The sequence below is a fragment of the Alishewanella longhuensis genome (assembly GCF_014653435.1).
GTDB lineage: Bacteria > Pseudomonadota > Gammaproteobacteria > Enterobacterales > Alteromonadaceae > Alishewanella > Alishewanella longhuensis.
Genome location: NZ_BNAO01000001.1, coordinates 66,718 through 79,602, shown reverse-complemented (window position 1 = coordinate 79,602; position 12,885 = coordinate 66,718). Strand labels below are relative to the sequence as shown.

At 45.3% G+C, this 12,885-nt stretch carries 14 protein-coding genes; 11 read left to right on the top strand and 3 right to left on the bottom strand.

The features are described 5' to 3' along the window. Positions 1–181 precede the first annotated feature (181 nt). A complete protein-coding gene (locus tag IE163_RS00380) occupies positions 182–3,535 on the bottom strand; it encodes a sensor histidine kinase (protein WP_189429146.1) in 3,354 nt (1,117 codons plus the stop codon). Between the two features lie 191 nt (positions 3,536–3,726). Then, positions 3,727–4,293, bottom strand: coding sequence for a YceB family lipoprotein (locus IE163_RS00375; protein ID WP_189429145.1), 567 nt, complete (start codon positions 4,291–4,293; stop codon positions 3,727–3,729). Between the two features lie 255 nt (positions 4,294–4,548). Between IE163_RS00375 and IE163_RS00370 the strand changes: the two genes are divergently transcribed. The 11 genes from IE163_RS00370 to IE163_RS00320 all read left to right on the top strand — a co-directional run bounded on the left by IE163_RS00370 (position 4,549) and on the right by IE163_RS00320 (position 12,267). Beyond that, on the top strand, positions 4,549–5,436 hold the full coding sequence (locus IE163_RS00370) for an ABC transporter ATP-binding protein (protein WP_229833376.1): 888 nt from the start codon (positions 4,549–4,551) through the stop codon (positions 5,434–5,436). Positions 5,437–5,483: 47 nt separating this feature from the next. Then, entirely contained in the window at positions 5,484–6,695 is a 1,212-nt protein-coding gene (locus IE163_RS00365; RefSeq protein ID WP_189429144.1) for a hypothetical protein, read from the top strand. Between the two features lie 2 nt (positions 6,696–6,697). After that, positions 6,698–7,978 (top strand): hypothetical protein, encoded by a 1,281-nt coding sequence (locus IE163_RS00360; protein WP_189429143.1) that lies wholly within the window; start codon positions 6,698–6,700, stop codon positions 7,976–7,978. After that, a complete protein-coding gene (locus tag IE163_RS00355) occupies positions 7,971–8,360 on the top strand; it encodes a GntR family transcriptional regulator (RefSeq protein WP_189429142.1) in 390 nt (129 codons plus the stop codon). Before IE163_RS00360 ends, IE163_RS00355 begins: the two co-directional genes overlap by 8 nt. Continuing rightward, positions 8,347–8,796: a hypothetical protein gene (locus tag IE163_RS00350; RefSeq protein WP_189429141.1), complete on the top strand. Its 450-nt coding sequence runs from the start codon at positions 8,347–8,349 to the stop codon at positions 8,794–8,796. Before IE163_RS00355 ends, IE163_RS00350 begins: the two co-directional genes overlap by 14 nt. A gap of 201 nt (positions 8,797–8,997) precedes the next feature. Further along, a complete protein-coding gene (locus IE163_RS00345; RefSeq protein ID WP_189429140.1) occupies positions 8,998–9,198 on the top strand; it encodes a hypothetical protein in 201 nt (66 codons plus the stop codon). 15 nt (positions 9,199–9,213) lie between these two features. Next, a complete protein-coding gene (locus tag IE163_RS00340; protein WP_189429139.1) occupies positions 9,214–9,687 on the top strand; it encodes a hypothetical protein in 474 nt (157 codons plus the stop codon). A gap of 29 nt (positions 9,688–9,716) precedes the next feature. After that, complete coding sequence (locus tag IE163_RS00335; RefSeq protein WP_189429138.1) at positions 9,717–9,956, top strand: helix-turn-helix domain-containing protein; 240 nt, start codon at positions 9,717–9,719, stop codon at positions 9,954–9,956. Next, positions 9,946–10,575 (top strand): hypothetical protein, encoded by a 630-nt coding sequence (locus tag IE163_RS00330; RefSeq protein WP_189429137.1) that lies wholly within the window; start codon positions 9,946–9,948, stop codon positions 10,573–10,575. The genes IE163_RS00335 and IE163_RS00330 overlap by 11 nt, the downstream gene beginning before the upstream one ends. A 193-nt stretch (positions 10,576–10,768) precedes the next feature. Continuing rightward, positions 10,769–11,905 (top strand): dicarboxylate/amino acid:cation symporter, encoded by a 1,137-nt coding sequence (locus IE163_RS00325; RefSeq protein ID WP_189429136.1) that lies wholly within the window; start codon positions 10,769–10,771, stop codon positions 11,903–11,905. Positions 11,906–12,024: 119 nt separating this feature from the next. After that, entirely contained in the window at positions 12,025–12,267 is a 243-nt protein-coding gene (locus IE163_RS00320) for a DUF1289 domain-containing protein (RefSeq protein ID WP_189429135.1), read from the top strand. A gap of 54 nt (positions 12,268–12,321) precedes the next feature. Here IE163_RS00320 and IE163_RS00315 read toward each other — a convergent pair whose 3' ends face one another. Further along, entirely contained in the window at positions 12,322–12,807 is a 486-nt protein-coding gene (locus tag IE163_RS00315) for a DUF8453 domain-containing protein (protein WP_189429134.1), read from the bottom strand. Positions 12,808–12,885 lie beyond the last annotated feature (78 nt).

Genomic DNA, 12,885 nt, shown 5'->3' with positions numbered 1-12,885 from the left:
ACTTGGTTGGTATTATCACATCACGCAAAAATATTAACGATAATCATTTGCATTAGCAAAAAAGCCGTGTATAGTGGCTGCTGTCGAGGGATTGTAGATGGGCCTAGGCTCAGAAATGGATTTTCTGGTCGTTGTGAAATTTGTCCTGCATTGACGGGGAGCTTCGGCTCCCCGATTTTTTCTATGCTTTTTTCAAGAAACGCGGTAAGCGCATTAGATACTGTAAACCCTGTCCTGGTTCGCTGCTCACTTTAATATCACCCTGTAGTCGCACAGTAACTAAGTTAAAGACAATATGCGCTCCCAAGCCACTACCGCCTTGATTGCGTTTAGTTGTAAAAAAGGGATCAAACAACTGGCGTAAATTTTCTTCTGGCATGCCAATACCATTATCAACAAAGAGGATTTGTACCAGCTCGGGTTCTTCCGTCACCACCAAGCGGATCACAGGTGCACTATGATGTTCTAAGCCATGCAGTAAAGCGTTTATCACCAGGTTAGTAATAATTTGTGCCAAGGCGCCAGGATCAGAAAACATGGTAAGCTCACCAGGGCATTCCAGTTGTAGCTGGCAGTTTTGTTTTTTGAGCCGGGCACTTAAAGATAAAATAACGTCATTAAGATAATTAGCCAGATTAAACTCTCGATAAGTGTCGCGACTCTGATCTACCGATACCTGCTTAAAGCTATTTACCAGTTCTGCAGCCCTTAAGGTATTAACCTGCAGAATTTTTAACCCATCCGTTAAATGCTGCAAAAAGCGTTCAAATTGTCGCTGTTGTAAAGTGCGGTTACTAAAGGCTTCCGCCACTTTTTGTTGTTCAGCTTGCAGATGACTACTGGCCGTAACACAAATCCCCAACGGCGTATTAATTTCATGTGCAACGCCCGCCACCAGCCCACCAAGAGAAGCCATTTTTTCCTGGGTTATTAGTTGCTGCTGCGTTTGTTGAAGTTGTCGGTACGAGAGCTCCAACGCCTGATTTTGTTCTGCCAACTCATTGGTTCGTTGCGCAACTAATTGCTCCAATCTATGACGAACCTGATACTCCTGCTGCAACTTCCAACGGACTATCAATGTAAGCAACAAAATAATACTGACTAGCATGGTTAATCTAAACCACCAGGTTAGCCACCAGGGCGGCAGTACCTCTATTACCAGACTCGTGCTGGGTAACCATTCTCCACCGGGTAAACTTGCTGACACTTCAAATAAATAAGTTGCAGGAGGCAAGCGGGTATAAGTAGCAACCGGACTTTTAGCGGTACTTTGGATCCAGTCGCGATCAAAACCATTTAAACGATAACGATATTGAATGAGCTGAGATTGCTTAAAATCCGGTGATGCAAACCTTAAACTAAACATATCCTGATGGTAACTGAGTTGAAGCTTTGCTTTATAAGCCAGCGCTTGGGGTAATTCAGCGCTACCGGGACGAACAGGCTGGTTAAAGAGCGAAAAACTGGTAAGTTGCACCGGATTAAGCGCCACTTTACGTGGTAGCTCAGAGATATCAAAATAATCAAAACCTTTGGCACCGCCCCGATAAATCACCTTGTTGTGCACATCCCAAGCGCCAATCCAGGTAACACTTTGCATCCCATGAGCTTCGTTTAATTCTAAATAAGTATTTTGTTCTGGCAGCCAATGCAAGCGGTAGAGTAGCCTGAACACTTCTGCCTGTTGTAAAAACTCGTCTGCCTCTTTAAGTTGCAAGTACGGCTGAAATACCCTAGTTGCTTCGGGTAATTTACCATCGAATACTACCCGATGATTAACATTACCGGCTCTTAACCACAGCTGTTTGCTAGCATCTTCTGTAATTAACTGAATACCATTCATTTGCAAGCCATGTTCACTACCGGCATGTTGTAACCAATAATTAAACTGTTTTGTCTGCGGATCAAATCGCGCAACGCCTTGATCGGTTGAGCCTATCCAAATAGCCCCGTGCTGATCTTCAAAAATATTATTCACATCACCAAAACGCAGATACGGAGCGTCATTTTTTGTATCGTGATAATGAATGACTCGACTTCTTGCAGCATTAACTTGAAACAACCCCTGACCACGGGTACCTATCCACAAGTTTTGCTGACGATCTAAATAGATTCCATTTATAAAGGGCTCAACTTGCAGCGACAGTGGGAATAATTGCCAGCGATCTTCTGCACTATCTAACAAATATAACCCTTCGTTAGTACCCACCCAGAGTTGTTGCTGTGCATCTTGTTTAATGGCCTGTGCCGATTTAAGCTGCGGTAGTGTGGCAGGAAAAGGCCAGTGACGTACCGTTGAATCCTGTGGATTAAACAGTACAACCCCAGCTTCGCGGTTAGCTAGCCATACCTCGCTATGAGATATCGCATCAATACCTAATACATTAGGTGCCGGTAACAGGCCTGCTTTCGATAAGCCTGGAGGTACTGTTTTTATCGCTTTAGCAAAACGGCTTAACCCTCTAACGCCCGCCTGACTAATAGTCCATAAAATACCTTGATGGTCGGCAAAAAGCCCCATTAAATCGGCTCTGGCTAAACCTTCGGTAAATTCACTGGCAAAAGGATAGTGGCGCCACTCACCGTTAGCTCCGTGATACCAAAGCCCACCACTAAAATCAGTGTTGTAACTACTCAGCCAGAGGTTTTGATCAGTGTCCAGCCAGATGTCTGTCAGTAGCGCCTTGGTTAAAGCCTTAGGTTGCAGTGCGGCAATAAAATGCTGCTTACTGTCGTCAAAGACAAAAAGTCCGTGACCGTAAGTGGTCGCGAGTATTTTGCCGGCGGCGGTCTTGCGAATCCGAGTCACAGATACCGCATCACCATCTTTAGTGACAAAAGGTAATAATTGCCAGTCACGATAAGGAGCTGCGCGATACAGCACGCCCCCCGCTTGTTGACCCATAGTACGGATTGGCGCATCCCCAAGCGCTAGCCAACTTCCACCTTGTCCATCAAAATACAGCTCGTTGATAAAATTAACTGCGGTTTTGCCTAAATTATCGGGTAATGACTCTGCTACCAATACATCGTTGATCAGTCGAAACAAGCCTGCACCGTAAGTGGCTACCCATAAAATACCGTTAGCATCGAATTTTAGTGAAGCAATTTCAGCCGATTGCAAACCGGAAGAGGCAGGAAGATCATAGCGAACAAACCGCTCAGTTGCCGGATCAAAGCGGTTTAAACCACCATAGCGAGTGCCAACCCATAACCAGCCGGCCGGATCTACCGCTAACGCCGAAACCCAACTGGCTGACAAATTCCCTGGTATGCTGGGATCAGCTTTAAACTCCAGAATTTCAGTACCGTCATGGCGAAATAACCCATGTTGGGTACCGAGCCAAAGAAAGCCCTGTTGGTCTTGTGCCATGACAGTTGGCACAGGTAAGGTTCTGTCAGGTGCACTGAGGGTAATAAAACGGCTATATACAGGTTTGGCGTATGGCAATAAATCAGGCTGGTCAGACGATGCCTGTAGGGGCGACACGAAGCACAGCAGGCACCATAACAAAACCAGAAAAAAATACGGCACGTCTTACTTCTTCAGTTACTTAATATTACAAAAGTATTATGCCAAGTTGCTTAATGCGCAAGTTTAAATAAAACAAGATTATATCAGCCCCATTCAAACCAGATATCAACAGCAATTTTTACCGATACCTTCTGGGCTGACCAAAACATAACCTGCCCAAAAGTATTATCTCTACCAGGATACAAATCGGTTTAACGCGACTTCGCTGCTGGCGAAAACACAATTCTACCTTGCTGCACCGCCATATTTACTGGCATAGCCGTGAGTAATTTAACGGTAGGATCAGTGGTGTCTAACCGATATACCGGATTTGTGGCCAAAAACTGGTTAACTAACTGCAACAGCTCATTAGTAACAGGAGTCAGGTTACCGCGATAGCCAGAGGCTTCAATAGACGAATTTAGTAACTTTACTGAACGGACAAATACCGCTTTTTGCTCGGCATCGTAATAGGGAGCACCTTCAACCTGCAGCTGTAAGCTCGCCGGATAAGTTAAGCCAAATAAGCTTAGCGTAGCGCTGGCCGCCGTATTGATACGAACTACATCACTGTTATCTGGGCCAATTTGCACCGCCATGGTATCTACCGCCATTTTTAATGGGATACCGGCAACATTGGCCTGCTGCGTCAGCTTAGGCACCTGCTTACTAATCATTTGTTCCAATTGCCCTTCAGACACGGAATACATCGACATCTGACCTATTTGGCTACAACTGCTTAGCAATATCATAAAGATGACACCCACCGCTATTCGCATAATTTTTATCCTGTAAGTTATTTCGGTACTTTTGCCTACCGTTGCGGCAGTTTTTCACGCGGTAACATAGCAACTTAAGCTTAGTATAAGCTGAATAACCTAGGTTAACCGCTAAAGTATCTTAGTATTGCATGAAATACTGAAACTTTGATTAGGCTGTGGTGATGATAATTAATGTGTTTTTTACACAGCATGCTTGCACAGCACTCAATACTGTATTAGTGTATTAATACAGTTATTTTTGGAGATAGGGATATGCCCAACAATTTGCCTAGCATAGTACAAATATCGCAGTTAACCCGGTGTTATGGCCAACACACCATTTTGGACAATATTACTGCTAGTGTGCAACAAGGCGATGTTATTGCTTTGCTTGGTAAAAATGGCGCTGGCAAAACCACTTTATTAGAAACGATTTTGGGGTTTGCCTTACCTGACGAGGGTGAGGTACGGTTATTCGGCACCCTGCATCACGACATTGATGCGAAAGAAAAGCAACGCATTGGCTTTGTACCGCAGCAAGATGAATTACTTGAACAAATTAACCCACATGAGCACCTTGCCATGTTTGCCCGTTTTCAACCAAACTGGGATCAAGCACTCTGCGACCGGCTATGCCATAGCTGGGAGATCCCGCTAATCACCCGCATTAGTAAGCTTTCTTTAGGGCAAAGACAAAAACTTTCCATTATTTTAGCGCTGTGTCATAAACCGCAATTACTGGTGTTAGATGAGCCAGTAGCCAGTTTAGATCCGATAGCACGCCGCCAGTTTTTAGCCGAGTTAATCAATATTGCCGTTGATCAGCAAACAGCGATTATTTTCTCTTCACACATTGTTACCGATATGGAACGGGTCGCTAATAAAGTGTGGGTACTAAAAGATCACAGACTATGCTGGCAAGGTGAATTAGATACGCTAAAAGAAAGTGTGGTGCGCTTACATATCACTGCAACGGGTGCCTTGCCGGAGCAACTGCAGATCGCCAATACTGTGCGCGAAGTTCGCCACGGTAAAACGGCTATGGTCACGGTAAGCCATTGGCAAACAGCTTTATTACCCACCCTGGAGGAACAGCTGCAAGCGCAGATCCGGGTAGAGCAACTTAATCTGGAAGATATTTTCCTAGAGTTACATGCATGAACGCCATGCTAAGCCTGGCGGGCAGGCTATTGTGGCCCAGCATACCAATGAAAATACTCTGGCTCTTACTTGTCGGCGCCTGCTTACTGAGTTTATTAAGCGCAGAACCAAAACTTGTGCTGTTACCTTTAAGTTGCTTATCATTACTGGTGTTTTGTATACCCTTACAGTTTATGCAATTGCGCCATAAACAAAGCTGGTTGCTACTGCCTTATTTTAAACCACATGCGCGCATCTTATTATTACTGGTAACGCTACTGGTGGGTATGCTTGGTGGCAGTATTATGTATCTTGCCTCACAGCCCTTTTGGCTTGGTTTGCACCTTAGCATCCTGGCATTTGCTACCTTGGTGCTGCCGTGCTTGGTGTTAGGTAGTTTAAAACCGTTAATTATTAGCTGCGCCGTGTTTATCTTGCTGATGCAATCTCCACTATCTTTACCCGCACAGCCTGACTTAGCGCTTTTTACGCTGCTAACCGTTGTTAATGTCGCCTTATTAAGCTGGTTTAATCTACATTGGCTAAAAACCGCGAACACCAAATTACCCGCGCGCCCAAAAACCTGTAACTCTTTCACCAGCTGGCTACTACAATTTACCCGCAAACCAGCAACGTTAGCGGGCACCTTATTGCTTGGACAAGGTGATAGCTGGCAAGCCCGGTTTTTACGCAACCTGGCTTATTGTTGGTATCTACCGGCGTTTATGTTGTTAGGTTCGCTGTTTTTGGGTTTCTCAGGCATGCCAGAAGAAACCTTTTTGCGGGCGATGTTTATTATCTTCCCAGGCTTTTTACTCACCAGCCAACTAACGAATGTCTTGCGTCGGGTGCGCAGAGCCTGGTTGCAACTCGCCGTAACCCGTCAGCAACTCTTTACAATGTTAGAGCAATTGGCGCTGAAAGAACTCATGACTGCCGCTATTGTTATTGCCCCGCTAATCTACGGCCTACTGCCAGCCAAAACTGCCGTGGCACTCGTGCTATTTTGGCCTGCGTTAATGTTGTTTAGTCTATATCTGGGCTGGCGTTTAATAAATGTCAGTATGTTTTGGTCAGGTACTGCTATGGCAAGCTTAACTTTGCTCGCTGTTGCGCTACTCACCTTATGCTGGCAACAACCTGGTTATTTGATCCTGGCTGCCGCTTTTCTAGCCAGCACCGCCTTATCGTTGCGCCGCCAGCTAAAAGGTCTTTGCCAGCGGCAAGATTGGGCGAAATTAAAGCTACTAAAAGCAGCGCAGCTTAATACCGGGTTATGATCATGTTTACTACAACTAAATTACTGTTAAAGCAGCTATATAGATTACTTACCTTGCTAGAGATGAGCTTTCTTTGGTGGGTGTTTATCGCCTTCTTTTGGTTACTGGGGCTAGCCAGTCCTGCCAGTTTTGGCATAGCTAACTTTATCTTACTCACCTACTACTATCTCGGATTATTACCGGTGATCAGCCGGTTCCTCACCAGTAGCTATGGTCAGTATTTTTGTAGTAAAAATGAGCTTAAGTTACTGCCGCACTTACTGGTGTTAAGCATTAGCATCCTGACATTACCGGGTATAGCACATTACTTTAGCCTAGCTTATAGCATGGCGTTTTTTGCTGGGCTTGGCGTACACCTTATTTTGCACGCTATCTGGTTACGCCAAGCATCTACCATTAATAAAACGCTGCAATTTATCTTGGTATGGCTGCTTATTTTAAGCCCATTCTGGATGGAAAAAGCACAGCAATTTCTGGCCACCCCAAGGCTTTCGGAGTTTGCTATTGCCGGTTTAATCGTTGCGGCCATTTTTGCTGCGCTAAGCCTCAGCACTAGTGTCAGTCAGCGCCAAAAGTCATCGCGCCTACCCGCCCAGCAATTTAACTTGTCCTGGCGCAGTAAGCCGAAATATCAACCTTCTTTAGCTGCCAGTTACCTATTTCAATATAATGCCAAACCGCTGGCGCGTTTACTGCTGTATTGCGGGATCTGTACTTTGGTGCCAGTAGCGCAAACGCTGACTTATTTCTGGTTTAACTCCGAATGGCACTGGTTTCCTGAGCTGGGTTGGAAGCTTTTAGACAACTCGTTATTTGCCATACCTTTTTTCTATTGGTTGTATATTTTGGAAAGCGCTCTAGGCCGGGTAAAAAGTGCCTGGCTGTTTCTGCCGCAAGGCCGTAACGCTTTATTTAGCTTTTTAGAGCGGCAATTTTTAACGCAGTTAATACTGTTAAGCTTGCCCTTGCTGGTACTGCTCTATTGCTGGCGACCAGAAAACCCGGTTTACCTGTTAAGTGCGTTAATGCTGTGTAGCCTGTTGCTCTTATTAACTTACTTAGTGCTTTGCTTCCCCAAAAGCACTATTGCGATTATTAGCATAGTAATTAGTTTTATTAACCTTGGCCCGGACATACTGCTCTTAGCCAAGACAACAACGCAGCTTTATGCGATAAGTAGTGCAATGCTTTCGACTTTATTTCTACGCTACTTTGCCTTGCGACTTTGGCAAAAACGAGACTACACCAAAGCCGCAACCTTTTTAGGGCGGCAGCATGTTTAGCATTAACCCCAATAGTGGCGATCCGATCTATCGGCAACTTACCGAACAAATCAAGCGGATGGTAGCGGGCGGACAACTAAAAGCCGGTGACGAGCTCCCCTCGGTGCGCGAACTGGCCGCGCAATATGCGGTAAACCCGATGACCATCTCTAAAGCCTACAGTTTATTGGAAACTGAGGGTATTTTAGCGCGCCAGCGCGGTAAACCTATGACGATAGCTGCGCAAAGCTTACCCGCCCATAGCGAAGCAGCCAGACTGGCGCAACTATTACCGCACCTTACACAGTTAACACTTGCAGCAAAACAGTTGCAATTACCAAAGCAAACCGTATTATTGGCGTTAACAAAGCACCTAGAGCAAGCCTTGGATGACGAATCATAACCTTGTGTGGTACAAAAAAGTTTATGCTGCAGCAAAAGCACAGCCCTGGCGTATTGTGCTCGCTTTATTGCTCTTGGTTATCGCCATTTATTACTTTATACAGCCGGATATTTTTCTAGGGCTGCTTGCCCTCAATGCGGCTCTACAAGCCTTATATCTGGGTGTGTTTCCACAAAAACAGTTTGAGCAAGAGTTCGTTCCCGATGTCATGGCAGAGTTAAAAATTGAGCAAGATTGGCTTCATGTGAAACAACGCCAATTTAAAGTTGCGGACATTAAAAGCGTTGCACTGGATCAGCTTGATAATGAAAATGCCTTTATCGACTTTCCCTTTAATGTTTATCGTGCCGCCGCCATGCGTTTCCCAGCGTCACAATTACCGACAGTCAAAGCCTGGGTGCAGCAGCATTTGCCGCAAGCCGAGATTATTCGTTAACCCTGCTTTCTGTTAACGTCCTACCGTTAAACAACCCAGTCTAAACACCACAAGCCGTTTGTCAGCAGCAAACTGTTTGTTCCTTTTTTAAAAAGAAACATTTAGCAATAATTAGTTACTGTTTTTCGATAAAAAATAATTGATAATCATCTTTTTCTTGGCTATAAATACTTCTGCCACTTATCGGCGCCGGAGAAAAATATGCACTTAGTAAAAAACCACATCATCTCTGCCGTGCTCTTTTTTTGCTTTGCCAGCCTAATGCTGGGCTATGAGCTTGGCATGGGTATCGCTCAGGGCTGGCGCTTTAATGGCCTACTTATTATTGCCACCTGCTGTTTTTTATATGGTTGCCGCTTGCTGGAAACCGGGTTTAAACAGACAGCACTACGACACCAATAACGAAAAGGAATTTTTATGTTATTACAACATTACGCCAACCATTTATACCATCGCAGCCGTTTCCTGCTATGGGCCCTGGCGCTGTTTTCCGCTGTGCATCTGTTCGCCATAGTGCCAGATCTGATCATTCCGCCAGAGAACCTAGTAAAAGCACAGCAACGGGCGCTTTGGTTTAGCCAGTTATTTACCGCCTGGCTAATCGGTTTACGTGTTCAGTCTTTATTGCAGCAAGCCGCAGCAGGCAAGCTATTTCAGCCCGATACACGTAAAAATTGGCAGCAGTTAGCAGCTGTTTGTTTAGCTGCAGCGGTATTTCCGGCGGCGTTACTCTGTAGTTTGCTACTGTATTGGGGAGAAAAAGTGCATCTGCTTAATTTACTGGCCTATTTAAATCTGCCGTTACTCGGTTTGGGATTATTGCTGCCTTTTATCACGGGTTTATTAAAGCTAAGTGCGCAACTAGAAGATGAGCAAAATCTTACTATCTAACCTTGACCAGTGCATACCGGGAGCCTGCGATGGCAATAACCATTAATTTAGATGTAATGCTGGCCATGCGCAAAATGAAGTCGAATGAGTTAGCAGAGCAAATTGGCATTACGCCACAAAACTTGAGCGTATTACGCAGTGGCCGGGCGAAAGCGATTCGTTTTAGCACCCTAAATGCCATTTGCCGGGTACTTAATTGTCAACCTGGTGACATTTTAGCTTACCACTTTACTGATGATGCTGAGCAGGAGCTAGCAGATGAACTTTAACCACAGTATTACCGAACAAATCGCACAATATGACGTTACCGTTAACTACAACAGTTTAACCGGCCGGGAGATTATTCTGGTCAATGGTGAGCAAAAATATAATCGTTTAAATTGGACGTCAACGAAAAGCGCGTATTTATTGCAGCTGGACGAGCAGCAGCACATCCGGATCCAACTTACTCTGACGCTGGATAGCACCCTTGAGGTAAGCTTTTTACGTGGCGGTAAAGTGTTAGCCAGCCATAACGTGACGCTATATAGCCAACCCAGTAGTAAAATATTAGAAGAGCCGGAAAACGCAACCTGGCTGGCAGAGTTAATGTTACCTAAACGTCTGCTGCTGTTGTTACCGCTGTCTGTCTTGCTCCTGATGCTGACATCGCTTTTTAATAGTATGCTGCTAACGGGCATCGCCATGCTGCTCTTAAGCTTACTCTGTTTAGCCTTTATGCTTAAACCTGTCAGCCCAAAACAAGTCAAACAGCCTGACTTTACCAAAGGTATTTTAAAGGTTGGTTTTGCTAAAGGCTTAATCTATGGCGCCAGTTTTGGCGGTGTTATTGGTTATAGTGCAAGTATTTTAACCAGCACGGCAGCCCGCTTATTACTAAATAGCTAGCCTAAGTAGCTTAAGCGTAAAGGGGGTAATCCAACAGGCAAGACCAGCAAGCACAGGCCAACCCTAACAACTTATGGTATGCTGCCGGCGGTTTATACCTAATATGCACCGCCTCTCACGCTGGTGCTGAGCTTGATACCCCGGCCAGTATGTTCACAATGCGGCAGGGTATTGATAATAATGAGAAGATGCTATGTTATTAATTCTAAAGTTAATTGCCGGTATTTTGCTGGGTATGATGCTGGGGCTCTATGCACCGCATTGGCTTACACAAATACTGATCACCTTTAAAGCCCTATTTGGTCAGCTGCTGTTTTTTACCATTCCGCTACTCATTCTGTTTTTTATCACCAGCGGTATCGCCGCCTTACCGCGTAATTCCGGTAAGCTGCTGGGCCGTACTTTGGGTATTGCATATCTTTCTACTATTGCTGCCGGTACCTTTGCTTTTTTAATTGCCGCCGCCGTGATCCCTATGCTGGCGCCAGCTGCAGCCGATTTAGCCAGCACCCAGGGCGTTAATTTAACGCCTTATATCGAGATGAATATTCCGCCGGTATTTAATGTGATGACGGCCTTAGCCCTGGCTTTTATTTTTGGCTTAGGTATTGCCAGCACAGGCGCCAGCTCCCTTAAACAATTATCTGATCAAGGGCGCGATATTATTCAATTGCTACTCACCAAGATCATTATCCCATTTTTACCGCTGTATATTGCCGGTGTTTTCGCGCAGATGGCGGCGGCAGGCAGTGTTTTTGTTACCTTACAAACCTTCGGTATCGTACTGGTTATGGCGCTGCTGCTACATTGGCTGTGGATTATCGCCCTCTTTGTTATCGCCGGTTTTAAAGCCGGTAAATCGCCTCTTGGCCTGATTAAAAATATGCTCCCGGCCTATTTTACTGCCTTAGGTACCATGTCGAGTGCCGCTACAATTCCGGTATCGCTGCAAGCGACCAAAAATAATGGCGTTAAAGAAGACGTGGCTAACTTTACCGTGCCACTTTGCGCGACGACTCACTTAGCAGGCTCTACTATTACGATCGTTAGCTGCGCTGTAGCCGTGATGATGATGAAAAATAATCTGGATATACCGTCACTCTTTACCATGTTGCCTTTTATTTTAACGCTAGGCGTAGTGATGTTAGCCGCACCGGGCGTACCGGGTGGCGCGGTAATGTCAGCCGTTGGCTTACTGGGCACTATGCTAGGCTTTGGCGAAGGCGCTATCGCGCTGATGATTGCGCTCTATATGGCACAAGATAGCTTTGGAACCGCCTGTAACGTTACTGGTGATGGCGCTATCGCCGTATTAGTTGACAAGAGTTAAAGTTGATAAGAGTTAAAGTTGATAAGCGTTAATCGGGCAAGGCCGCTCAGTTGTTGGGCGGCCTATCGCCGATGGCTTTTGGCAGACAACAGCTATCATCGTTAGGACTAGTAATAACCATGATTGAATCCCCCTGTGTCGCCTGCTGTAAACTAGACGAGCACAAAGTCTGTGTGGGCTGCTATCGGCATATCAACGAAATTGTTGACTGGAACCGGCGCTCAGAAGCCGAGCTGACCGCTATTATGCAGCAGGTAGCGTTGCGCAAAACGACCTACGAACAGCAAGATATCTCCACTGTCCCCACTAGTCCTATCACTCAGGCAGAGTGGCAGGCAGCAAAACAAGCGCGGCGCCAGTAAACATTAACGTGCGCGAATAGTTACTGCCGAAGTAAAAGCTTTAGTGATGCTTTACTACTCTGCTTTCCCAATAACCAGTTGATAAGTCTCGCCGTACAAGGATTCATAATCGAGGACGATTTGCATCCGGCTCAGCATTGCCATCAGCTCAGCCTCAGTTTTGCTGCAGGTTTTATTTAAGGTACGAAAAACGATCTGCTGATCCGACACTTTATAAAAGCGGCCAATATTACCTCTAACAAAACACTCTGGTTGTTCACCCAACGCTTTTAGAAATTCATCCCGATTGGGATGTACCGTTCCATCTACTTTGTATTGCACATCAGTAACCTGAGCGGGTCCAAGTCCCTGGTTATGAATAAAGAGCTCCCAACTTCCATCTTCATTAAAGTTGAATTCCATTTCCAGATAAGGCCGCAGCGACAGTTTATTGTGCTGCTGTATGCTATAACTTTGCCAGATAGAAATGGCCAATGCTAATACCGCCACCAGCATCGAACTTAGCGCGGTGTATTTTTCCCAGTTAATTGGTTTCTTCATTTAAATCTATCTTGCTGATGATGAGTAATAAGTATCTTGCGTTATCCAGAGCCCCAAAATCAACATAAAATTAACCCC

What these genes read in the sequence shown, in the direction of transcription:
- IE163_RS00375 (WP_189429145.1), bottom strand. Translation starts at nt 4,293, where the DNA reads ATGCGAATAGCGGTGGGTGTCATCTTTATGATATTGCTAAGCAGTTGT.
- IE163_RS00370 (WP_229833376.1), top strand. Translation starts at nt 4,549, where the DNA reads ATGCCCAACAATTTGCCTAGCATAGTACAAATATCGCAGTTAACCCGG.
- IE163_RS00365 (WP_189429144.1), top strand. Translation starts at nt 5,484, where the DNA reads ATGAAAATACTCTGGCTCTTACTTGTCGGCGCCTGCTTACTGAGTTTA.
- IE163_RS00360 (WP_189429143.1), top strand. Translation starts at nt 6,698, where the DNA reads ATGTTTACTACAACTAAATTACTGTTAAAGCAGCTATATAGATTACTT.
- IE163_RS00355 (WP_189429142.1), top strand. Translation starts at nt 7,971, where the DNA reads ATGTTTAGCATTAACCCCAATAGTGGCGATCCGATCTATCGGCAACTT.
- IE163_RS00350 (WP_189429141.1), top strand. Translation starts at nt 8,347, where the DNA reads ATGACGAATCATAACCTTGTGTGGTACAAAAAAGTTTATGCTGCAGCA.
- IE163_RS00345 (WP_189429140.1), top strand. Translation starts at nt 8,998, where the DNA reads ATGCACTTAGTAAAAAACCACATCATCTCTGCCGTGCTCTTTTTTTGC.
- IE163_RS00340 (WP_189429139.1), top strand. Translation starts at nt 9,214, where the DNA reads ATGTTATTACAACATTACGCCAACCATTTATACCATCGCAGCCGTTTC.
- IE163_RS00335 (WP_189429138.1), top strand. Translation starts at nt 9,717, where the DNA reads ATGGCAATAACCATTAATTTAGATGTAATGCTGGCCATGCGCAAAATG.
- IE163_RS00330 (WP_189429137.1), top strand. Translation starts at nt 9,946, where the DNA reads ATGAACTTTAACCACAGTATTACCGAACAAATCGCACAATATGACGTT.
- IE163_RS00325 (WP_189429136.1), top strand. Translation starts at nt 10,769, where the DNA reads ATGTTATTAATTCTAAAGTTAATTGCCGGTATTTTGCTGGGTATGATG.
- IE163_RS00320 (WP_189429135.1), top strand. Translation starts at nt 12,025, where the DNA reads ATGATTGAATCCCCCTGTGTCGCCTGCTGTAAACTAGACGAGCACAAA.
- IE163_RS00315 (WP_189429134.1), bottom strand. Translation starts at nt 12,807, where the DNA reads ATGAAGAAACCAATTAACTGGGAAAAATACACCGCGCTAAGTTCGATG.